Source organism: Streptomyces sp. NPDC054841 (genome assembly GCF_053611045.1).
Genome location: NZ_JBSGZO010000040.1, coordinates 14,546 through 36,198, shown reverse-complemented (window position 1 = coordinate 36,198; position 21,653 = coordinate 14,546). Strand labels below are relative to the sequence as shown.

General features: G+C 69.9%; 19 protein-coding genes and 1 pseudogene. 14 read left to right on the top strand and 6 right to left on the bottom strand.

The window, feature by feature from the left end; translation table 11 throughout:
* Positions 1-529: 529 nt before the first annotated feature.
* Both ACWGI8_RS08865 and ACWGI8_RS08860 read right to left on the bottom strand, forming a co-directional pair.
* Entirely contained in the window at positions 530-2,005 is a 1,476-nt protein-coding gene (locus ACWGI8_RS08865; RefSeq protein WP_453659431.1) for a bifunctional aminoglycoside phosphotransferase/ATP-binding protein, read from the bottom strand.
* 103 nt (positions 2,006-2,108) lie between these two features.
* Positions 2,109-2,972, bottom strand: coding sequence for a universal stress protein (locus ACWGI8_RS08860; RefSeq protein WP_453659430.1), 864 nt, complete (start codon positions 2,970-2,972; stop codon positions 2,109-2,111).
* Positions 2,973-3,169: 197 nt separating this feature from the next.
* Here ACWGI8_RS08860 and ACWGI8_RS08855 point away from each other — a divergent pair, with 197 nt between their 5' ends.
* The 4 genes from ACWGI8_RS08855 (at position 3,170) to ACWGI8_RS08840 (ending at position 6,486) form a co-directional block, all read left to right on the top strand.
* Positions 3,170-3,991: a universal stress protein gene (locus ACWGI8_RS08855; RefSeq protein WP_453659429.1), complete on the top strand. Its 822-nt coding sequence runs from the start codon at positions 3,170-3,172 to the stop codon at positions 3,989-3,991.
* Between the two features lie 147 nt (positions 3,992-4,138).
* A complete protein-coding gene (locus ACWGI8_RS08850; RefSeq protein ID WP_453659428.1) occupies positions 4,139-4,753 on the top strand; it encodes an Rv1733c family protein in 615 nt (204 codons plus the stop codon).
* 39 nt (positions 4,754-4,792) lie between these two features.
* On the top strand, positions 4,793-6,184 hold the full coding sequence (locus ACWGI8_RS08845; protein ID WP_453659427.1) for a nicotinate phosphoribosyltransferase: 1,392 nt from the start codon (positions 4,793-4,795) through the stop codon (positions 6,182-6,184).
* Between the two features lie 11 nt (positions 6,185-6,195).
* Entirely contained in the window at positions 6,196-6,486 is a 291-nt protein-coding gene (locus ACWGI8_RS08840) for a DUF1876 domain-containing protein (RefSeq protein ID WP_453659426.1), read from the top strand.
* A 234-nt stretch (positions 6,487-6,720) separates the two neighbouring features.
* Here the strand turns inward: ACWGI8_RS08840 and ACWGI8_RS08835 are convergent, their stop codons facing one another.
* Complete coding sequence (locus tag ACWGI8_RS08835) at positions 6,721-7,395, bottom strand: CBS domain-containing protein (RefSeq protein WP_453659425.1); 675 nt, start codon at positions 7,393-7,395, stop codon at positions 6,721-6,723.
* 108 nt (positions 7,396-7,503) lie between these two features.
* Here ACWGI8_RS08835 and ACWGI8_RS08830 point away from each other — a divergent pair, with 108 nt between their 5' ends.
* Complete coding sequence (locus ACWGI8_RS08830; protein ID WP_453659424.1) at positions 7,504-8,421, top strand: pyridoxamine 5'-phosphate oxidase family protein; 918 nt, start codon at positions 7,504-7,506, stop codon at positions 8,419-8,421.
* 77 nt (positions 8,422-8,498) lie between these two features.
* A pseudogene (locus tag ACWGI8_RS08825) lies at positions 8,499-8,720 on the top strand (Acg family FMN-binding oxidoreductase); the annotation flags it as partial.
* 54 nt (positions 8,721-8,774) lie between these two features.
* Here the strand turns inward: ACWGI8_RS08825 and ACWGI8_RS08820 are convergent.
* Both ACWGI8_RS08820 and ACWGI8_RS08815 read right to left on the bottom strand, forming a co-directional pair.
* Positions 8,775-9,452 carry a CBS domain-containing protein gene (locus ACWGI8_RS08820; RefSeq protein WP_453659423.1) on the bottom strand — a complete coding sequence of 226 codons (678 nt, stop codon included), beginning with the start codon at positions 9,450-9,452 and terminating at the stop codon, positions 8,775-8,777.
* Positions 9,453-9,498: 46 nt separating this feature from the next.
* Positions 9,499-10,260 carry a CBS domain-containing protein gene (locus tag ACWGI8_RS08815; protein WP_453659422.1) on the bottom strand — a complete coding sequence of 254 codons (762 nt, stop codon included), beginning with the start codon at positions 10,258-10,260 and terminating at the stop codon, positions 9,499-9,501.
* A 277-nt stretch (positions 10,261-10,537) separates the two neighbouring features.
* Between ACWGI8_RS08815 and ACWGI8_RS08810 the strand changes: the two genes are divergently transcribed.
* From ACWGI8_RS08810 to ACWGI8_RS08780, 7 genes are all read left to right on the top strand, one after another.
* Positions 10,538-11,401, top strand: a complete 864-nt coding sequence (locus ACWGI8_RS08810; protein ID WP_453659421.1) for a universal stress protein — start codon at positions 10,538-10,540, stop codon at positions 11,399-11,401.
* Between the two features lie 60 nt (positions 11,402-11,461).
* A complete protein-coding gene (locus ACWGI8_RS08805; protein WP_453659420.1) occupies positions 11,462-13,858 on the top strand; it encodes a glycoside hydrolase family 65 protein in 2,397 nt (798 codons plus the stop codon).
* A 497-nt stretch (positions 13,859-14,355) separates the two neighbouring features.
* Positions 14,356-14,928 carry a fasciclin domain-containing protein gene (locus ACWGI8_RS08800; RefSeq protein WP_453659419.1) on the top strand — a complete coding sequence of 191 codons (573 nt, stop codon included), beginning with the start codon at positions 14,356-14,358 and terminating at the stop codon, positions 14,926-14,928.
* A 273-nt stretch (positions 14,929-15,201) separates the two neighbouring features.
* Positions 15,202-17,844: a cation-translocating P-type ATPase gene (locus ACWGI8_RS08795; RefSeq protein ID WP_453659418.1), complete on the top strand. Its 2,643-nt coding sequence runs from the start codon at positions 15,202-15,204 to the stop codon at positions 17,842-17,844.
* A gap of 291 nt (positions 17,845-18,135) precedes the next feature.
* Positions 18,136-19,497: a rhodanese-like domain-containing protein gene (locus ACWGI8_RS08790; protein WP_453659417.1), complete on the top strand. Its 1,362-nt coding sequence runs from the start codon at positions 18,136-18,138 to the stop codon at positions 19,495-19,497.
* A gap of 46 nt (positions 19,498-19,543) precedes the next feature.
* Positions 19,544-19,906 (top strand): rhodanese-like domain-containing protein, encoded by a 363-nt coding sequence (locus ACWGI8_RS08785; protein ID WP_453659416.1) that lies wholly within the window; start codon positions 19,544-19,546, stop codon positions 19,904-19,906.
* Positions 19,903-20,649 carry a sulfite exporter TauE/SafE family protein gene (locus ACWGI8_RS08780; protein WP_453659415.1) on the top strand — a complete coding sequence of 249 codons (747 nt, stop codon included), beginning with the start codon at positions 19,903-19,905 and terminating at the stop codon, positions 20,647-20,649. Before ACWGI8_RS08785 ends, ACWGI8_RS08780 begins: the two co-directional genes overlap by 4 nt.
* 29 nt (positions 20,650-20,678) lie before the next feature.
* Here ACWGI8_RS08780 and ACWGI8_RS08775 read toward each other — a convergent pair whose 3' ends face one another.
* Entirely contained in the window at positions 20,679-20,966 is a 288-nt protein-coding gene (locus ACWGI8_RS08775) for a metal-sensitive transcriptional regulator (RefSeq protein ID WP_453659414.1), read from the bottom strand.
* An 80-nt stretch (positions 20,967-21,046) separates the two neighbouring features.
* On the opposite strand from ACWGI8_RS08775, the gene ACWGI8_RS08770 reads away from it, so the two are divergent.
* Entirely contained in the window at positions 21,047-21,616 is a 570-nt protein-coding gene (locus ACWGI8_RS08770; RefSeq protein WP_453659413.1) for a rhodanese-like domain-containing protein, read from the top strand.
* Positions 21,617-21,653: the final 37 nt, after the last annotated feature.

Below are 21,653 nucleotides of genomic sequence, written 5' to 3'. Positions count from 1 at the left end.
GTGTCGTGGGCGCTGCCGGAGGGCTGGGCGGATTCTTCCCGCCTCTGGTCATGGGCGCCGTCTACGGAGCCGCAGGCGATTACACATCGGGATACGTGCTCCTGGCGGTCACCGCGGGCGCTACCGCAGTGTTCACCGCCACCATCGTGCGGCGCCAAGCGAGGTGAGGCCTCCGTTCGCGCTTCCCGTGCCGGGAAGCGGACCGAAAAGGAAACGGCCCCACCTCGACGATGCGCGGCTCCCTGTTGGCTGATCCCCACCGCGCTCGCCACCGAGAGCATCGGTAGAACCGAGCTACGACACGCGCCACATGAATCGGTCATTGGACGGCGAGCAGATCCGCGCGGTCATGACCGCGGCAAGCCGTACGGGACCTGCACACACTACGACGACGGTGTCCCTCGGGCCCACGTGTTCAAAGGACGATGGGCTCAGACTCAACGGCGGCAGCCGTCAAGCTCACTGGGCCCTCCAGCGTAGGCCGCCCATTCCGGCGAACAGGCCACCACTTGCACCGGCGTATCTCTCGTCAATCCGGCTCCATGTAGGAGCGGCGGAAGGCCGGGGCCTGGCTGGTGCCCCACGGGCGTACGGCCGCCAGCGCCTGGACGACCGCGGACTCCAGGGGGCCGCTGGTGTCGATCGTGACTGCCTTTGTCCATGGCGGCTCTGCGGCCGCCATGGCGGTGGCCACGTCGAGGTCGGCGTCGGATGGTCCGGGTGCGCGGGTGTTCAGGCGGGCCTCCGACACATCGCCCGGGACCTGGCAGTGCAGGGCCACCAGGTCGGCGCTGGTGCGTTCGGCCATGCGCTGGGCGGCTTCGCGTTGTCCCGCATGGGACCAGGTGGCGTCCAGGACGACGGATTCCCCGGAGGACAGCAGCGTGGATGCGCGATCGAGGAGGGCCGCGTAGGTCTTGGCGGTCCATTCCGGTGTGTACAGCCCTTCGCCGTAGCCGGCGGCCGCGGACTCCTCCGCCGGGATGCCCGCCAGCTCCTTGCGGAGGCGGTCGCTGCTGAGCAGCGTGACGCCCAGGCGATCGGCGAGCGCACCGGAGAGAGTGGACTTCCCGCTGCCCGGGAGACCACCGACGAGTGTGAGGCCGACAGCGGAGGTACGCAGGTGGCGCAGCGCCGTCGTGACCAGTCGCCGTGACGCCGTCTCCGCGCCGGGTGCGCCCTGGCGTGTCTGGATCAGGGAAACCTTGGCGCGGACGAATGCGCGGTAGGCGACGTAGTGGTGCCACAGGGAAGGTGGTGCGGGGTCGCCGGAGTACTCGCTGTACTGGGCGAGGAAGAACGCCGCGGCCTCCGGGGCACCGAGCTGTTCCAGGTCCATGGCGAGGAAGGCGGCGTCGTCGAGGCCGTCGACGTAGCGCAGGTGGTCGTCGAACTCGAGGCAGTCCAGCAGGCGGGGGCCGTCGTCGAGGCAGAAGATGTCCTCGGCGAGAAGGTCGCCGTGGCCGTCTACCACGCGCCCCTGTTTGATGCGCGTGTCGAACAGCTGCTTGCGCCCGGCGAGGTAGCGGCGCACCAGCCGCTCGACCTCCTCCACACCGTCGGGCACGGGGCTGTCGTCAGCCAGCGTGCGGACTTGCGTGAAGCTTGCTTCCCAGCGTGACGACAGTGCGTCCCGGGTGCCTTGTCGGTCGACTTCTAGGCTGCGGGGCGCGTCCGCGTGTCGGGTGGCGAGCTGGCGGGCGACGGCTCTGATGACGTCGTCGACGGCGGCGCCTTCTCGTACGAGCCGGGACAGGCGGCGGTCCGCCGGCATGCGGCGCATCACGACGAGCGGTTCGGGCGCCTCCGCGTCCGGGCTGCGGATTTCCCCCACGCCCAGGTAGACATCGGGGGCGAAGCGACAGTTGAGAGCGACCTCTCGCTCGCACGCGACCCGTCGAGCCGCCACGGTGGTGTAGTCCACGAACTTCAGATCGATCGGTTTCTTGAGCTTGTAGGCGCGGTCACCGACGAAGAACACGATCGAGGTGTGGGTCTCGCGCACCTCTGCGCGGGGGAGCGGTGGAGCGTCGAGGCCGGCGCTGGGCCGGAGCACGGACGCGTCGGCCTGATGGATCGCCTCCACCGGCTCCGTGCGGGGGCTCGGCTCAGTCATGGGGGACGACGGCGACGGGGCAGCGCGCGTGATGGATGGCGGCTTCGGCCACGGGGCCCAGGCGTGGCGCCAAGGGGGGACGGTGCTTGCGTCGGCCGACGACCAGCAGCCCTGCGCTGTCGGTGTCCTGTACGACGGCCTTGGCGGGGCTTTCGAGCCGGACCACGTCGATCACCTGCACAGCGGGGAACTTCTCGCGCCAGGGGCGGAGGGCCTTGCTCAGCTGCTTCCGCGTGGCCTGTGCGATCTCGTGGGTGACGTCATGGTCTACGCCCCAGGGGGTGTAGGCATGAAGCGGCACGCCTTGGCCATGGACGGCGCGCAGAGGCACGCCCCGCGCCGTGGCGGTGGCGAAGGCGAACTCGAGCAGGTCGTCACACGGGCCGTGGAGTTTGAGTGCCACCACTACGGCACCTCCCGCACCTGGAGTGGGCGGTGGCCCTCCTGCGCGTACCAGGACGACCGGCCGCTCGGCCCGTGCCACGACGGGCATGCTGATGTCGCCCAGGAAGTAGCTCTCGGCAGGCGTCAGCCCCCGCGAACCAAGCACGATCATCTCGGACTCCGACGCGGCGTGCAGCAGCGCGTCCTGGGCGTCCTCGGCGACCAGGTTGCCGACGATGGCAAGGCCCGGGTGGCGTGCTTGGAGCTCCGCCTCCGCGTTGTGGACGAGCCGCTTCGCCCAGTAGTTCTGATCGATTTCCGAGGGGACGCGGGTCGGTTCCGGCGCCAGCAGGGGCCACGCGTGCAGCAGGCGCAGCGTGAGCTTGCGCCGCTCGGCTTCGTCGGCGGCCCAATGGGCGGCGGCAAGGCTCTCGGGTGAGCCGTCGAGGCCCACCGTGATGACTGGCTCCATGGCGACGGCCTCCGTCTCGTAAGAAGCTGGAATGACGGTGAACGAGTCCGCCTGTCCGGACGGCGCCGGCACGCCAAGCACGGCCCCTTCTCATTCGAGGAGTACCCCAATTCTTCCGTCGGCGCATGCGGACTCGGTCCGGCGGGCCCGGAAGGCACGGAGTCCTGCGGAGTCCGGCACGAGAGGAGGACGCAGCAGTGACGATTCCCCTGGTGGTCGGCATCGACGGATCCGAGGCGAGTCTGGAGGCGGTGGACTGGGCCGTCGACGAGGCGGTCCGGCACGACGTGCCCCTCCACCTCGTCCATGCGGCGGCACCGGGGCACAAGGCGGCCAGCCTGATCGCCAATGCCTTGCAGCGGGCGCGGAAGGGCGCTCCCACGGCGCGGCTGTCGAGCGAGGTGCTGCATGAGGACGCCGCGTCCGCCCTGGTCAGCATGGGGCGCAACGCCTTCGCGCTGGTCCTCGGGTCCAGAGGGCTCGGAGATCTCACAGGGCTGCTGCTGGGTTCGGTCAGTCTGGCCGTGGCCGCGCGTGCCGATTGCCCGGTCGTCGTGGTGCGCGGTGGCCCCGAGTACCGAGACGGTCGGTTCGGGAGCGTCGTAGTCGGCGTCGAGGACGGGGAGGGAAGCGGCACGGCAGTGCAGTTCGCGCTCCGCGAGGCCCATGTGCGGGGCTGCCGGCTGGTGGCGGTGCACGCCTGGAGTGCCCCGCTCGGGGCTCTGTCGCCGCCTCCGCCTCCGTCCGATTACGCCCTGGAGACCCATCAGCGCCCGCCGGCGCAGGTTGTCGACGACGCCCTGCGCGGCCCCGCAGAGCGGTACGGGGACACCCCGGTGAGCCGTCAGGTGGTCGATGGGCCGGCGCGGAAGGTGCTCCTGGAGGCTGCGTCACACGCCGACCTGCTCGTGGTCGGAGCTCACAGGCGACGTGGGCACCTGGGGCTGCAGCTTGGCCTGGTCAACCACGCGGTACTGCATCACGCGCCGTGTCCGATCGCGGTCGTTCCGCAGATATGACGGTCTCCGGCTCGGGGACGGAGCCCGTCAGCCGTCGGCCCGTAGGGCCCGGGTGGCCTCCTGCCGAGGACCTTTCGGCACTGTGACCGGGTCTGCTGACGTTCGATCGTTGTGGGGAACGGACCAGCGGCAGCTGGAGGGCAGGCCATGAGTGAACAGGGTTCGTCGTACCCGTCCAATCCACACCCGCCGCACCAGGAGCACCCGTCCAAGGGCGGAAACCCGCTGAGGCGCACGTCCGACAGGATCGAATCCTGGTTCCTCCTTTTCCTGATGCTTGTACTTGTCTGCGGACTGCCGGTGGCCGCGTTGAGCGCGGGGCTGACGGCCTACGCGTCTGCGATGCGCGTCGTGCATGTCCAGTCGGCGGAACGGCAGGAAGTCACCGCCCGGCTGGTTTCGGCCGCCGAAGGAACACAGTCTGGTGCGAGAAGCGCAATGCAGCGCGCGCAAGTCCGCTGGACCGGCACGGACGGCAGCGAAAGGACCGGAACTGCCCGCGTGAAGTCGGGTACACCCAAAGGCGCGACCGTACGGGTCTGGGTGGACCGGGACGGAACCATCCGCAGTCGGCCGATGACCGCGGACGGCGCGACGGCTGCCGGCTGGCTGGTGGGCAGCGTGACAGCGATCGCGGTGGCCACGGGGGTCTTCGGCGCAAGGGCGGGCATGCGCCTGGTGCTTGACCGAGGACGGTACGCGCAGTGGGACACCGAGTGGGATCTGGTGGAGCCTTCCTGGTCCGCGCGCTTCCGCCAGTGACAGGCCGAAGGCTGCACCGGTGGCGAGGAGGTGAGGGTGATGTCCGAGGCGACGACCACCGACCTGTACGAGGTGACGATGGCGATGTCGTATCTGCGGGAGGGGATGAACGGACCGGCGACTTTCAGCCTCTTCGTCCGTGATCTGCCTCCCGGCCGCGGATTTCTCGTCGCCGCGGGGCTGGAGTCGTCGCTGGATTTCCTGTCCGCCTTCCGGGTCGGCCCCGAGGACGTCGATGCCTTCGCCTCGGCACTGCACAGGCCACCACGCGATCTTCAGTCGCTGCTCGGCCTGGAGTTCACCGGCCAGGTACGGGCGGTGCCGGAAGGACGGATCGTGCTCGCCGGAGAGCCCCTGCTGGAGGTGACCGCACCGCTTCCGCAGGCGCAGTTGGTCGAGACGTACGTGCTCAACCAGCTCAGCCATCAGACGACGATCGCCTCGAAGGCCGCACGATGCGTCCTCGCCGCGGCGGGGCACCCGGTCGTGGACTTCTCCCTGCGGCGCGCCCATGGCCCCCAGGCCGGATTCCAGGCCGCCCGGCTGAGCGCGATGGTGGGCTTCTCCGGGACCAGCAACGTCGCCGCGGCCACCGCCGAAGGCGTGCCCGCGGTCGGCACCATGGCCCACTCGTTCGTCGAAGCCTTCGCGACGGAGGAGGCGGCGTTCCGTGCCTTCGCACGGTCCCACCCCGGCCCGGTGACGTTGCTGGTGGACACCTACGACACCGAGACGGGCGTCCACATCGCGGCGCGCGTACTGCGGGACCTGGACCGCGGACCCGGCTCGGCGATCCGGCTCGACAGCGGCGACCTGGGAGCCCTGGCGGTACGGGCGCGCGCCATCCTCGATGCCGCCGGTCTGCCGGACGTACGGATCGTCGCCAGCGGCAGTCTTGATGAGTACGCAGTGGACGAACTGGTCCGCTCCGGCGCGCCGATCGACATCTACGCCGTCGGTACCCGCGTCGGGGTCTCGGCCGACGCCCCGTATCTGGACTCCGCCTACAAGATGGTGGAGTACGACGGCCGCCCCGTGATGAAGCTCTCCTCGGCGAAAGTGACGGCACCCGGCCCCAAGCAGGTCTTCCGTCGCGTCGGTTACGCCGACGTGGTCGGTCTTGCCGACGAGCAGCCACCTGACGATGGCAGGCCGTTGCTGGAGCCGGTGATGCGGAACGGGCAGCGCACGGGCAAGTCCTCCACTCTGGATGAGAGCCGGGAGAGATTCGCCGCCGATCTGGCCGAGCTGCCCAAAGAGGCCCGGCGGATTCGAGCCCCCGTCGCGCCGCGGGCGACGGCTTCCGGGCGGCTGAGCGCACTCACCGACCAGATCCGTCGCCGCATCGAGGAGGAGACTCTGGCCGCTGCCGCGCGGCTCCGGAGCCCGGAACGAAGCACATCCGGATCGCATCGGCCCGAACCGAGGTGAGGAGGAAAGCGATGCCGCACACCGTGGAGTGGAAGGTTCGCCTCTGTCTCTTTGAGGACGAGGGAACGACGAAGGCGCGCGTGGTGCTGGATACCGGAACGACAGAGCTCACCGGTCACGGGGCCGCGCACTGCAATCCGGCGGACACCGACGTGCCGGAGATCGGTGACGAACTGGCGGCGAGCAGGGCCATGCGCGACCTCGCCCAGCACCTGGTGGATGCCGCCGAGCGAGACATCGAAGGCATGGGCGCGCCCGGGACCGGGCCGAGCCCCCGACAGGTTGCCGGGTGGCCCATGTGACCGATGCAGGCGAAGCAACCTGGAAACCTCGCTGGTGTCCGGCTTTGGCCCGGGAACCCGCCCCAGTGAGCAGCGGCTTCCGTCCCCGGGCCGGCACGCAGCCGACCCAGTCGTAAGGAGGACGACCGATGAGGCTTCCCGCCCGTCGCGGCAGGGGCGCGGTCCCGGTATGGGATCCGCGAAGACGGCGAACTCGTCGCGCACCCCGTGCTCCCGACCTCGGTCCTGGACGACTCACGTGCCGGGGGCGGAACTCCTGGTGTCGTCGGTCCGGTGCGCGATGTGCTGCGCGACCGAGACCACGCCGTCGACGCTCCGGCACAGGCGCTCGATGATGGGGATCAGGCTCTTGAACTCGACGGATCCGCGGAGGGTGACCTGCCCCTCGCGTACCTCGACGGTCACGTCCGAGGGTGCAAGGCCCATTGTCTGCTGCAGCACGTCCCGGGTGATCTCCTCGCGGATGGCGTCGTCGCGGCGCAGGAAGACCCGCAGCAGGTCGCTGCGGCTGACGATGCCCTGCAGCCTGTCCGTCTCGTCCACGACGGGCAGCCGCTTGACGCTGTGGACCTCCATGAGGCGGGCCGCCTCGACCACACTCCACTCGGGGCGTGCGCACACGGCAGGAGCCGACATCAGTTCCTCGGCCCTGGCTCCTTCCGCCTTGGCCCGCTCCCACGCCTCAAGATGCGGAATCGGTGTCAGGCCGGACGGGTCGGCCTGGTCCGCGGACTTGCGCAACAGGTCGGCCTCGGACACCACACCCATAGGGCGGTCCAGCTCATCCACCACCGGTACGGCGGTGACATCGTTCTCCGCCAACAGTTTGACGATCTCCTTGAACGGCAGGTCACGCCGCGCCCGGACGACCTCTCGGGTCATGAGCTCTGCGACCGTTCTGTGGTGCATGGCGCCTTTCCCTTCTGGGCCGCCCGTGACAGCCAGTTGTTCCCATGCGTCGGCACGTCGAGCGTGGCACGTTGGGTACAGCATCATTGTGAGGAAATGGCGGCGATCATGCGAGCTCACCTCGGCGATCAACTCGTCATCGAAAGCCCGGCGACCGGCGCTACCAGGCGCGACGGTGAGATCGTCGGACTCCACCATGCGGATGGGACGCCTCCCTACGACGTGCGCTGGTCGGATACCGACGAGGTGACGCTGGTGTTCCCTGGGCCCGACGCGCATATCCGTCACGTCGACCATGGGCCCGAGGCAACCCACGAGCCTTCCCGACGTGGCGTGGATACACCGGGCGCCCTGTCCGGCGGAGTCCCGTCCGACGGGACGGGCAACCCCGGCGACATCGGCCGGCGCGTGGCCACCGAGCGCAAACGGCAGGGGCTCACCCGGGCAGAAACAGCCGGCCGCGCCAGAATGGCTCCCGACTACCTGGCATACCTCGAAGAGCATCCGGCCGATCCGAGCCTGGCGACTCTGATCAGACTGGCCGCCGCACTGGGCACCAGCGTCGCAGCCCTGCGCGGGGGCGGCATCGATGTGCCCCCTGGCCAGGGCCAGGCGCTCCTCCACCCACAGCTGAGGGACCTCAGCCCCGACGAATGCCGCACCCTGCTTTCCACGCACGGCGTGGGGCGCGTCGCGGTGTCGACCCCCGACGGCCCGGCGGTCGTTCCGGTGAACTACGAGGTCTTCGACGACGCGATCGCCTTCCGGACCGCGCCCGACTCAGTGCCCGCGGCGGCCGTAGGTGCGGACGTCGCCTTCGAGGTCGACCATCTGGACGAGGCCACGAGCCAGGGCTGGAGCGTTCTCGTCGTCGGCCCGGCGCAGGCTGTCACGGACCCCGACGCGGTGCGACGGCTGGCAGATCGTGCCCACACCGAGCCATGGGCGGGCGGCGAACGCGAGATGTGGGTGTCGATCCAGCCCACGCGCCTCAGCGGCCGCCGCATCAGTCCGGCCGATCAGTGAGCGGCACGGACTGCCGTCGCTACCGGTGCGCATTCCACGGTCAGGATCCTGGCGGGCACCCACGGCCGCCCACTCGCGACTGGCTGCGGGCCGACCAGGCCATGGAACGCGTCCTGCTGCTGGCCACCCTTGAGGGCCTGTCCAGCTCCTTCGCCACTCAGGCCCTTGAGTGGACCGACCTGCGCTGGCCGCTGCGCGATCCGGTATCGGGAAGGGGCTACACGCAGATGGTGCTGCGCCTCGGATACGGCCCCGAGGGCCCCAGCACACCGCGCCGCCCGGTGCCGGAAGTACTCGACACGGTCATGGCGGAGGAGTACCCGCCGTACGCCGATTCCGCGTTGATGGTCCTGTCACTGAGCGCCTTCAGGACCGGCCGGTGCGGCGGACTGGCCGGTGAGCTGGGGCTGGACGTCCACCACGCCCTCCACGGCGCGGACGAGGCGCGCGGCAACCGAGATGAGCGAGGTGTCGCGGATCTGTCCCCGGAGAGTGACGACTCCCTCGTGCACGTTCACGTGGATGGCGTGGCTGAGCGCGGGGAAGAGGTACGCAATCACCGTGCGGCGGACCTCTTCCTCTATCTCCTCGTCCGACCGCAAGAACACCTTCAGCAGATCGGCACGGCTGACGATGCCCTGCAGCATGTCCTCGTCATCGACCACGGGAAGCCGCTTGACACGCTTCACGGCCATGATCCGCGCCGCCTGTGCCAGGGTGGCGTCGGCATGCACCGTGACGGCAGGGGTACTCATGAGCTCCTCCGCGGTCACTGCTCCCGCCTTGGCGACGTCGGTCAGGCGCTGCCGCTGCTCGTAGAGGCTCATGGCCACGTCACGGAACTCCTCCTTGGGCAGCAGGTCGGCCTCGGAGACGACGCCGATGACACGGCTCTCACCCGCCAGGACCGGCAGGGCGCTGACCTTCCACTGCTCCATGGTCCGGACGATCTCCTTGAAGGGCGCGTCGCGCCCGACGGCCACCACCGTCTGGGTCATCACATCGCTCACGATGTGCGGGGTCTCAGGCACGGCGGACCTCCTCTCACGTCAGCGTTTCAGGGCTCGGTCACCGTGATCACGGTGACCTCTCCCAATGGATCCCTCTGTGCCCGGCGTCATCCTGGACAGCGGGTGTTGTCTGCTGGGCAGGCCGCGCGCTGGAGTCGTCATAGCGGTAGGTCAGCTTGTCGATGACAGAGACCACGCCGTCCACCTGCTGCGCCAGCCGGACCACGACCTGGATGTCGCTGAACCGCTCCAGCTGTCCTTCGAGTGTGACCACACCGTCGATCACATGCGCTTGTACCGCGTCCGGGGACAGCCACAGCGTCTGGTCCAGGATGTCGTCGGCGATCTCCCGGCGGATGTCCGGGTCCGGTCGTAGGAAGACCTGAAGCAGGTCGCGGCGGGTCACGATTCCCACCAGGTGGCCCTTCTCATCGACCACGGGCAGCCGCTCGACGCGATGCTGTGCCATGGTGCGGGCGGCCACGGCGATGGTGTCGCTGGCCTGGACCGTGATCGCGGGTTGCGACATCAGCTCTCCGGCGCTCATCGCCTGCGCCTTGGTGTCTGGGCCTCGTTCGGCGCCGGTCGGCGGTGACGGCTGGTCCGGCCGCGCGCTGCGGAGACGTTCCGGTTCGGGTGGAGCCCCCGCCTGCCGGAGTATGAGGTCGCTCTCCGAGATCACACCGAGCACCCTGTCGTCGGTATCGACCACCGGCAGACCGCTGATCCGGTGCACCGCGAGCAGCTTGGCGACCTCTTTGAACGGGGTCTGCGGAATGACCGAGACGACATCGTTCACCATCAGGTTGCCGATCTTGCTGTGCTTCATCGCTGGCTCCCTCTCGCAGGCGGGGCCGCTCGTGCCACTTGTCCTGTTCTCGGCTTCAGCCTCTGGCGAGAAGGCACCCGGCTCCAGGGCCTGAAGGGGCACGGAGGTGGGCCGATCGGCCGTATGACTCCACCATCGCCGCAAACCGGCCTGGTGCAACCCGGCCGAAGGGTCCCTGTCTGAGAGCCGGTCCCCGCGTGTCGCGGTGGGCCCGGGGCGGTGCGACGGTATTCACAGGGGGCGCTCGCAGAGGCCGGAAAGGAAGGCGGTGGGGAGGATGGAACTCCCGCTGGTGGTGGGTGTCGACGGATCGGATTCCAGCCTGGAGGCGGTCGACTGGGCGGTCGACGAAGCGGCGCGCCACGGGTTGCCATTGAGCCTGGTCTATGCCTCCTTGTGGGAGCGTTACGAGGGCAGCCGCCCGTCCATCAGCACCGATCGTCCCGCCGAAGAAATCATGGCGGAGCACATCGTCGCGTCCAGCGCGGAACGCGCCCGGCTGCGCAATCCAGAGGTGAAGGTGTCGGGCGAGGTGCTGCCCGAAGACGCCGTGTCCGCGCTGCTGCGGGCGGGGCATGAGTCTTTTGCCCTGGTCACGGGCTCCCGAGGCCGTAGCGAGCTCGCGGGGCTGCTGCTGGGGTCGGTGAGCCTCACAGTGGCCGGCCGCGCCGTGTGCCCGGTCATCGTCGTCCGTGGCTCGGAGCAGAACCGGCAGGGAGCCGCCGGTCGGGTGGTGGTTGGGGTCGGCGACTCGACGGAGGGCTCGGGCGCCCTACGGTTCGCCTTCCGCGAGGCCGAGGCACGCGGATGCGCACTCCACGCCGTACGGGCATGGCGGTGCCCGACCTGTGAACCCGACCTCTCGGGTGATGCCGCACGAGAGCACCGGGACCGTGCCGACGGCATCCTGTCCGACGCGCTGCGCAGCGTCGAGGCGGATCAACACGCTGTCGACGTGTCCCGCGACGTGATCGAGGGCCCGGCCCACAAGGTGCTCGTGGATGCGTCGGCCAACGCCGACCTGCTGGTTGTCGGCGCCCCGCGGCGGCACGGCGCCTTCGGCCTGCAGCTCGGCAGGGTCGCCCACGCCCTCCTGCATCACTCCGAGTCTCCGGTCGCTGTCATCCCTGAACGAGCCTGAGTTCCGGCGCTTGGGCCGCGCTCCCGGACATCTCGTGAAGGAGAGGGGTGAGGGCGCCGGATGTCGGAGTGGATCTGGGAGTACGAGGGCTATGAACCCGCGGCCGAGCGGCTGCGCGAATCGCTGTGCACGCTCGGCAACGGCTACTTCGCCACCCGTGGGGCGGTGCCCGAGAGCAGGGCCGGGCTGGTGCACTACCCGGGAACCTACGCGGCCGGGTGCTACAACCGCCTGAAGTCGACCGTGGCGGGGCGACAGGTGGTGAACGAGGACATGGTCAATCTCCCGAACTGGCTCCTCCTGCGGTTCCGTCTCCGTTGCGCCGACGGATCGGCGCGGCCCTGGTTCTCCCCGGACACCGGCGCCCTCCTCGACCACCGGCACATCCTCGACATGCGCCGCGCCACCCTCACCCGCACGTTCCGCTGCCAGGACCACGCGGGCGTGTTGAGCGTTGAGCAGATCCGCCTGGTCCACATGGCGGACCCTCACTTGGCCGTGCTGCGAACCGTGCTCACCGCAGAGGACTGGTCGGGAGAGATCGAAATCGAGTCCGCGATCGACGGCGACGTGATCAATGGCAACGTGTACCGTTACCGGTCCCTCAACCGGAGCCACCTGGCCCACGTACAGACCGGGGCGGCGGGGACCGACACGGTGTGGCTGCACTGCCGCACCAGCACCTCCGACATCGGTATCGCCATGGCGGCCCGTATCGTCGTCGCCGGGCAGCCTCCGGCTTCGTCGTGGCTTCATCCCGCTCGACACCGAGCCGCCCACCGCCTGGTGATCCCGATCGCTCCAGGCCGACCCGTCGTCGTGGACAAGACCGTGGCGCTGCACACGTCACGCGATCCAGCGATCAGCAACCCCCTCGGAGCAGCGGTCGACCGGGTGTCCGCCGCTGCGGACTTCTCAACCTTGCTGGACTCCCACGTCGCGGCATGGGCGCAGTTGTGGCGACGCGCAGACGTCCAGGTGCCTGGCGAGGCCGGTCGCGTCCTGCGGCTGCATCTTTTCCATGTCCTGCAAACGCTGTCACCGCACACCGCGGACCTAGACGCGGGCGTGCCGGCCCGCGGGCTGCACGGCGAGGCATACCGGGGGCACGTCTTCTGGGACGAGCTTTTCGTGCTGCCCTATCTGAACCTGCACTTCCCGGAGGTCTCCCGCGCTCTGCTGAACTACCGTCACCGGCGCCTCCAGCAGGCATGCCGGGCGGCCGGCGAGGTGGGCCGGACTGGTGCGATGTACCCGTGGCAGAGCGGCAGCGACGGGCGCGAGGAGACCCAGGAGCTGCATCTCAACCCCCGCTCCGGCCGTTGGCTGCCGGACCACTCCCGGCTCCAGCACCACGTCGGCTCGGCGATCGCCTACAACGTGTGGCAGTACTGCGAGGCCACCGGCGACACCGAGTTCCTGCAGACCAAAGGTGCGGAGATGCTGCTGCAGATCGCCCACTTCTGGGCGGACACCGCGGTCTTCGACCCCGAGACGGGTCGTTACCGCATCCGCGGAGTGGTCGGCCCCGACGAGTACCACGACAGCTACCCCGGCGCCACCCGGCCCGGCCTGGACGACAACACGTACACCAACGTCACCGCCGCCTGGGTTCTCACCCGTGCCCTGGACCTCCTGCGGCGCCTTCCGGCATGGCGTCGGCAGGAACTGTTCGAGCGCGTGAAGCTGGACGGTGACGAACTCCCGAAGTGGGAAGACGTGTCGCGAAGGTTGCGGGTCCCCTACCACCAGGGCGTCATCAGTCAGTTCGACGGCTACGGCGACCTCGCCGAGCTGGACTGGGACGCCTACCGCGCGCGGTACGACAGCATCCGGCGTCTCGACCGGATCCTCGAGGCCGAGGACGACACGGTCAACCGCTACCAAGTCTCCAAACAGGCCGACGTCCTCATGCTCGGCTACCTCTTCTCGCCCGCCGAGCTGCAGCAGCTGTTCCGCCGTCTCGGGTACGGCCTGGACGACGAGATCTGGCGCAAGACCGTCGACTACTACCTCCAGCGCACCAGCCACGGCTCCACCCTCAGCGGTCTCGTCCACGGCTGGGTCCTCGCGCGGGTCAGACGGGCCGAGGCATGGAAGTACTGCCAGGAGGCCCTGGAAGCGGACATCGCCGATCTCCAGGGCGGCACCACCGGCGAAGGCATCCACCTCGGCGCCATGGCCGGGACCCTTGACCTGGTCCAGCGTGGCCTGACCGGCTTGGAGACCCGCGAGGACGCCCTGTGGCTGGACCCGGTGCCCCTTCCGGCGCTGTCCGAGTACGGATTCTCGCTGCGCTATCGCGGTCACTGGGGTGTCGGCGTGCGGCTGCAGAGCGGGCAGTTGCGGATCGGTGTGCCCCCCTCGGAGGAGTCACCGATCCGGGTGGTACTGGCCGACCGGGCCGTCAGCGTCGCACCGGGCGAGACCTGCGCACTCGTGCTGCCGACAGGTTGATCAGCCGGGCGGACCAGGCAGGTGAGGTCCACTCAGGGAGAAGGTCTCGGGGGCTTCCATGCCGCCAGCCGCTGTTGGGCCCGGGCCGCTGACGAGTGCGCGCTTCGCTCCGGCGTCTCCGGGCACGCCATGCTCCGGCCGGCCGCATCCAGTTCCGCAGCGTCTCCGGGTTGATCCCCAGATCAACGGCAACCTGCTCGTCGCGCTGGACCGCTAGGTGTACAGCGCGCGCGTCCACATTTGAACTCGGCGGGATATTGCATCCACGACGAGAGGACTCCGCTCTCAGACCCTCAAGATCAGTGTCTCGAATGTTCAAGATCAGGGGTCCAGGGCCCCGGTCACCGTGGGGCTCCACGAGCCCGAAGTGCGCTCTCCGATGGGGGCTGGTTACGTGGAAGTGTCGCGGTCCCATGGCCGGTCGGGCGGCCATCGTCGGCACGCTCACAAGGTCCGTCCCCCAAGGAGGGTTCACGATGAGGTTCATGGGAGCTCGCATGACACAGGCCGCCATCGCGGCAGCGGTCGCGGTTCCGCTCACGCTCGGCGTATTTGCCCCGCAGACCTACGCACAGGAGCCGACTCCCAGTCCGACGGGAACGTTCGGCCCGGACTGCTCGGAACTGCCCAAGAGCGGAGAAGGCAGTGTCGCCACCATGGCCAAGCAGAGGGTGGCGGATGCTGCGGCCGGAAGCCGCCAGCTGACACAGCTGTCATCGGCGTTGTCGCAGGCCAGGCTGGACAACACCCTCAACCAATCGAACAACATCACCCTCTTCGCGCCTACCAACCACGCCTTCAACAGCTTGTCTCAGTCACAGCGCGACGCACTGTTGAAGGACCCGGAGCAGTTGAAGAAGGTACTGACCTACCACGTGGTGGACGACAACATCGCACCGAGCCAGCTGCCGAACGGCTCGTTCAAGACGCTGGAAGGCTCCGAGCTCACCACCTCCGGCTCGGGTACCTCGTACAAGGTCAATGACACGGCAAACATCGTCTGCGGCAACATCACCACCGCCAACGCCACCGTCTACTTCATTGACGCGCTCCTCACCCCTCCTGCCTGACCCGGGAGTGCCTCCATGGGCTGGTCAAGCGGCGACTGGTGGTCGTGGCTGGACTTCGCGGTGGCACTCTGACAAGCGGGTCCCGGCCTGTGGGGCGTGGCTCCGCACACAACGGAAGTGACTGATGGCAATCGGTGGACAGACCGGTCCGGACACTCCCCTCACGGTCTTCCTTCTCGACGATGAGCGACGAGATCACGGAGCCCGCGCATCGCGGCTCAGCGACCTTCGAGGGGTTCGCGATGGCCGTGCGGACGCAGCTCCGCTGGGACAGTGAACCAGCGCAGGGGCAGCCGGAGGCCCGATGCGGACATCGACGAACTCCGGAGCGCGATATCCGCAGCTGTGGGTCTGTCGCTGGACGAGGCCATACGGCGACTGGAGATCTACGGGCGCAACGAGATCCCGGAGACGCCGCGGACCCCCGTGTGGCGACGGGTGCTGCAGCAGCTGCGCGACCCGCTGATCCTGGTACTGCTCGCGGCCGCCGCTCTGACCATCGCCACCGGCGATCTCACCGACGCCGCCGTGATTCTGCTCGTGATCACGGTGAACACCGTGGTCGGCGTCGTGCAGGAGGTACGGGCAGAGCAGGCGGTTCTCGCTCTGTCTGCCATGAGTGCCCCCGCTGCCAGGGTGGTTCGGGACGGCGAGGAGCGTTCCATCCCGGCCGCCGAGGTGGTCCCCGGTGACCTGGTCCTGGTGGCCGAGGGCGACATCGTTCCCGCAGACGGAGACGTACAGGCCGCGTCGTTGCTGCTGGCCGACGAATCCTCGCTGACAGGCGAGTCCGTCCCGGTGGAGAAGGCCCCTGACACCGGCACACCACGCGGCACGGTGTCCGCGGGCACGGTCATCGTCCGTGGTCACGGGCGTGTGGTGGTCACCGCAACCGGAGCCGACAGCGCGCTCGGCCGGATCGCTTCCCTCATGGGCGCCGCGCCCGGCCTGACACCGCTGCAGCATCGGCTGGCGAGGTTCGGCCGGATGCTGGCAGCTGTCACCGTCGCGCTGTGTGCCGTGGTCCTCGCTCTCGGGCTGGTGCGCGGCCAGCCCGTGGAGTTGATGATCGTAGCGGCGATCAGCCTCGCCGTCGCGGCCGTTCCGGAGTCCCTCCCCGCCGTCGTGACGCTCGCTCTCGCACTGGGGGCAAGGCGGATGGCGGACCGGCGGGCCATCGTCCGCAGGCTGCCCGCAGTGGAGACCCTGGGCTCCGTGACTGTGATCGCCACCGACAAGACCGGCACCCTGACCGAGGGCCGAATGGCCGCCGAACAGCTGTGGACGCCATGCGGAGAGGCCACAGTCATGGGCACGGGCTACCAACCCGAGGGCCAGGTCGTCCGCGAGGGCGAGACGGTCACCCCAGGCGGTGCCCCCGACCTGGCGGCGCTGCTGGGCGTCGCGATGCTGTGCAACGACGCCGCGCTGGAGCCCCCGTCGGACCGCTCCGCGGAATGGAGCGCGCTGGGCGATCCCACGGAGGCCGCCCTGCTAGCGGCCGGGGCCCGCCTCGGGCTGGACCGGGCCGCGTTGGACCGCGAGCTGCCGCGCATGGAGGAGATTCCGTTCGACAGCGCCCGTAAGCGCATGACGACCGTGCACCGCCGGCCGGAGGGCGGATTGCGGGTCGCATGCAAGGGAGCGCCGGAAGTGATGCTCCTGCCGCAGGTCCTGGCCGACGGTCCGGACCTGCTCGCCCGGGCGGCGACTCAGGCCGAGGTGCTGGCACGCAACGGGTACCGGGTCCTCGCCGTCGCGTCGGCCGATCGTGAGGAACGGCCGGAAGGGACCCGGACATGGGAATCCGGCCTGTCGCTCCTCGGCCTCGTCGGCATCCTGGACCCGCCCCGGAGCGCATCGGAGACGACCATGGCCGCCTGCAGACGGGCCGGCATCGTCCCCGTACTCGTCACCGGTGACCACCCGCTGACCGCACGGGCCGTGGCCGAGCGCCTGGGCATCGCCTCCCGGGACGAGGAGGTCACCACCGGCGAGCGGATCCGGGAAGGCACGGCGGGTGACCTGACGGGCGTACGTGTCTACGCCCGGACCACCCCCGAGCAGAAGCTGGACATCGTGCAGGCCTGGCGCGGGGCGGGGCACGTGGTGGCGATGACGGGGGACGGCGTCAATGACGGCCCGGCTCTCCGCCGGGCCGACATCGGCGTCGCCATGGGGCGGCGCGGCACCGAGGTGGCACGCCAAGCGGCCGATCTCGTGCTCGCCGACGACAATCCGGCCACGATCGTGTCGGCCGTCGAGGAGGGGCGCCGGGTCTACGCGAACGTGCGCCGGTTCCTGCTCTACGCGCTCGCCGGGGGCACCGCGGAGATCCTGGTCATGCTCCTCGGCCCCTTCCTGGGGATGCCGCTGCCGCTGCTCCCCGCGCAGATCCTGTGGATCAACCTGCTCACGCACGGCCTGCCCGGTGTCGCGCTCGGCGCCGAGCCTGTGGCCCCGGACGCGATGCGCCACCCGCCCCGGCCTCCCGAGGAGAGCGTGCTGGGTGCCGGCCTGTGGCCGCGGATCCTGTTCATGGGGGCCTTCGTCGCCACAGTGACCCTTGCTGCCGGGGTCTGGGCCCGGGAGACCGGCCGCCCCTGGCAGTCCATGATGTTCTTGATCCTCGGCGCGACGCAGCTCGGAGTGGCGCTCGGATCCCGGGCTCGCCCGGGCAGTCTGGCGAATCCGTTCCTGCTGGTCGCTGTGGGCGCGGCGCTGGGGCTCCAGGCAGCTGGTGTCTATCTGCCTCCGTTGCGGGACCTGCTGGGTACCGAGCCACTTCCACTCACCGACCTGGCGATCGCCGCCGCGCTGTCCGGCCTCGGCCACGTCGTCATGCGCCTCCAGGCGCGGCTGAGACCGGAGCGTCCACCGCGTGCGACGGTCCCGTCCAAAGCCCGGGATCACTGAGCCACCTGCTCCGGGGCATGGGCTCGGTCTCAGCGAGGGTGCCGAAGCCTTGGGCGACGAGTGCCACCCGGGCGTCGTGAGTGTCTCGGCGAATCTCGCTTCGACACGCACGCTGCGGTCGTACCTCGCGGAATGTGGCTCCTTGCGGGTGGCCGGCGCCCCCGGCTCACTGCGGGGATCGGCGGGGTGCAGTAAGCGCACCGAGTCACTCACAGAAATACCCCCGGGGGTAATTCTGCTACGGTGAATGCATACCCCCGGGGGTAAATCACCTGCGAATGGAGCGGAGCCGTGTTCTTCATCGACACCGTTGAGGTCTCTGGGCTCGGCAACCGGAGTTATCTGGCCGGCGGCGCGAACGCCGCCGTGGCGGTCGATCCGCCGCGGGACATCGACCGGGTCCTGGAGGCAGCGGCCGGCCGCGGCGTGCGGATCACGCACGTCGCCGAGACGCATGTGCACAACGACTACGTGACCGGCGGCCTGGAGCTGGCCCGCCTCACCGGAGCCGAGTACCTGGTGCCCGCCGGGGCCCGGGTCTCGTACCCCCGGGTCCCGGTCGCCGACGGGGACCGGGTGGAGATTGACACGGCCCTGGTGCTGCGCGCGCTGGCCACGCCCGGCCACACCCCGCACCACACCGCGTACGTCCTGGAGGAGGCCGGCGAGCCGGTCGCCGCCTTCACCGGGGGCTCGCTGCTCATCGGCACGGTCGGCCGCCCCGATCTGGTCGAGCCGGGCCTCACCGAACGACTGGCCCGCGCCCAGCACGCCTCCGCGCACCGGCTGGCGGACGAACTGCCCGATGAAACGGCGGTTCTGCCCACCCACGGCTTCGGCAGCTTCTGCTCCTCGGCGCAGGCCGAAGGGGACGCCACGACCATCGGCAAGGAGCGGTCCGCCAACGACGCGCTGGTCAAGGATGCCGACACGTTCGTCGCTGAACTCCTTGCCGCCTTGGACGACATCCCCGCCTACTACGCACACATGGGCCCGCTGAATGCGCGGGGGCCCGAGCCGGTCGACCTGACCCCGCCGACCGCCGCGGATGCCGAGGAGATCGCCGAGCGGCTGGCCGCCGGGGAATGGGTGGTCGACCTCCGCAGCCGTATCGCCTTCGCCGAGGGGCATGTCGCCGGATCGTTCAACTTCGAGGCGGCGGGGCAGCTCGCCACCTATCTGGCGTGGCTGATTCCATGGGGCAAGCCGGTCACCCTGCTCGCAGAGTCGGCCGAGCAGCTGGCCGACGCTCAGCGGGAGCTCGTACGCGTCGGTATCGACCGGCCTGCCGCAGCCGCCACCGGCTCACCGGCCGACTGGGTACGCGACGGCGAGCGGCCCCGCTCCTTCCCGCGCGCCACCTTCGCCGGGCTCGCCGCCCGAGACCCGGACCACGGGACGGTCGTCCTCGACGTTCGGCGCGACTCCGAGCGGGCGTCGGCCCATATCGAGGGTTCGTTGCACATACCCCTGCATGAACTGCGCGCGCGGATCCGGGAGATACCGCGCGGGACGGTGTGGGTGCACTGCGCCGGCGGGATGCGGGCCGGGATCGCCGCCTCCCTGCTGGACGCGGCCGGCCATGAGGTCGTCGCCGTGGACGGCGGATTCGACTCGGCTCGGGCGGCGGGGCTGCCCGTCGTGGAGAGCTGACGAAGCCGACCGCCCCTCCACCACCGACTCGTGAACAGGAGTGAGTATGTCCCTCTTCCGCCGAGGGCCCGGCCGGGTGGACCCCACCGAGGCCCGCGAACGCACCCGTGACCCGGGCGGTTCCGTACTGCTGGATGTGCGCGAGGCGCACGAATGGGACGCGGGCCACGCCCCGGGGGCCGTCCATCTGCCGCTGAGCGCGCTCGCCATCGGAGCGGAGCTTCCCGCACCCGCTCTCGGCCGGCCGCTGGTGGTGATCTGCCGTTCCGGCCGCCGCTCCCGGGACGCCGCGGAACTGCTGGCCGCCCAGGGCCTGGCGGCCGTGGACGTGAAAGGCGGCATGATCGCCTGGGCCCGGGAAGGTCTGCCGGTGGTGGACGGGCGCGGTGCCGGAGGCTCGATCGCGTGAGTACCTTGCTCCTCGCTCTGACCGCCGGAGCCGTTGTCGGACTCGCGCTCGGAGCCCTCGGGGGTGGTGGCAGCGTGCTGGCCGTCCCCGCGCTGATCTACCTGCTTGGCTTCACTCCGGCCGCGGCCACCACTGCGAGCCTCGTCATCGTCGCCGCCACCGCCGCCACAGGGTTGTACGCGCACGCTCGCGACGGCAACGTCCGGTGGGGCACGGGAATGCTCTTCGCCGGCGCAGGTCTGGGGCCTGCGGCACTGGGCGGCGCGGTTGCGGAACGGCTGCCCCCGGCCCTGCTGACCGGGGCGTTCGCCGCCGTCGCGGCTCTCGCGGCGGTGCGGATGCTGCGGGATCCGGCCGTGGCGGAGGCCGACGGTGCCGTACACAAGGGCCGGGCGGCGGGAGCCGGGGCCGGACTGGGAGTCGTCACCGGAGTGCTGGGCGTGGGCGGCGGTTTCCTCGCCGTACCGGCCCTGGTCACCACGCTGGGCCTTCGGATGCGGACCGCCGTCGGCACCAGCCTGCTGGTGATCACCGTCAATGCGCTCGCTGCCCTGGTCACCCGTACCGGCACGGCGGACGCACTCGACTGGTCCGTCGTTGCGCCCTTCACCGGGGCCGCGATCCTCGGCGCCTGGGACGGCAAACGCTGGTCGGGGAAGGTGAAGCCCGCAACGCTCCGGCGGATGTTCGCCCGCGTCCTGCTGGCGGTCGCCGGCCTCATGTTGATCGGCAGCTTCGTATGAGGGGCGGCGCGATGCGTACCGGAAGCGTGTCAGGCAAGCGACAGGAAGAGCTTCTCCAGCCGCGTACGCATCTGCTCCCGGTCCTCCCCGTTCGCCTTCCCGGTCTCCATGTCGGTGAGGCACTGCTGCAGGCCCGTGGCGATGATCGCGAATCCTGCCCGGTCGAGGGCGCGCGAGGCGGCGGCGAGCTGTGTCACGACCTCCTCGCAGTCACGCCCTTCCTCGATCATCCGGATCACGCCGGCGATCTGGCCCTGAGCCCGGCGCAGCCGGTTCAGCACGGCCCTCAGTTCAGCACCCGCCAGATCCAGTTCCACGACAACTCCCTGTGTATACCCCTGGGGGTAATTTACCCCCTCGGGGTTTCCCTCAGCCAATCCCAAGGATGACACCCGACATGAACACGACCGCCGCACTCACCCCCGACCAGGTCCGCCCACGACTGCACGAGCTCACGGTCATCGACGTCCGCACCCCCGCCGAATACGCCTCGGGCCACCTGTCCGGCGCACTCAACATCCCACTCGATCTGCTCGACCGCGCGCTGCCCGAGATCAGGGAGGCCGCGGAACATGCCGACCTCCTCATGGTCTGTGCCTCGGGAGCCCGGTCCGACAGCGCCTGCGCGCTCCTCGCCGAACACGGCATCCCCGCCGCGACACTGGCCGGGGGTACGAATGCCTGGGCGGCCGAAGGTCATGAAGTCCACGGCCCCGACGGCCCCACTCGCAGGACCTGGTCCATGGAGCGCCAAGTCCGTTTCACCGCTGGCTCGCTCGTGCTGGCGGGTCTGAGCCTCGGGCTGCTCCACCCGGCCTGGTACCTGCTCTCGGCGGGCGTCGCCGGCGGGCTCGTCTTCTCCGCCCTCACCAACACATGCGGTATGGCCGCCCTCCTGGCCAAGCTGCCGCACAACCGGCCCCGGCCGGCCGACCTCGAGCACACCCTGGAGATCCTGCGCCGCTGAACCCACCCGCAGTCCCTCCCGACGGTGACCCTCCTGT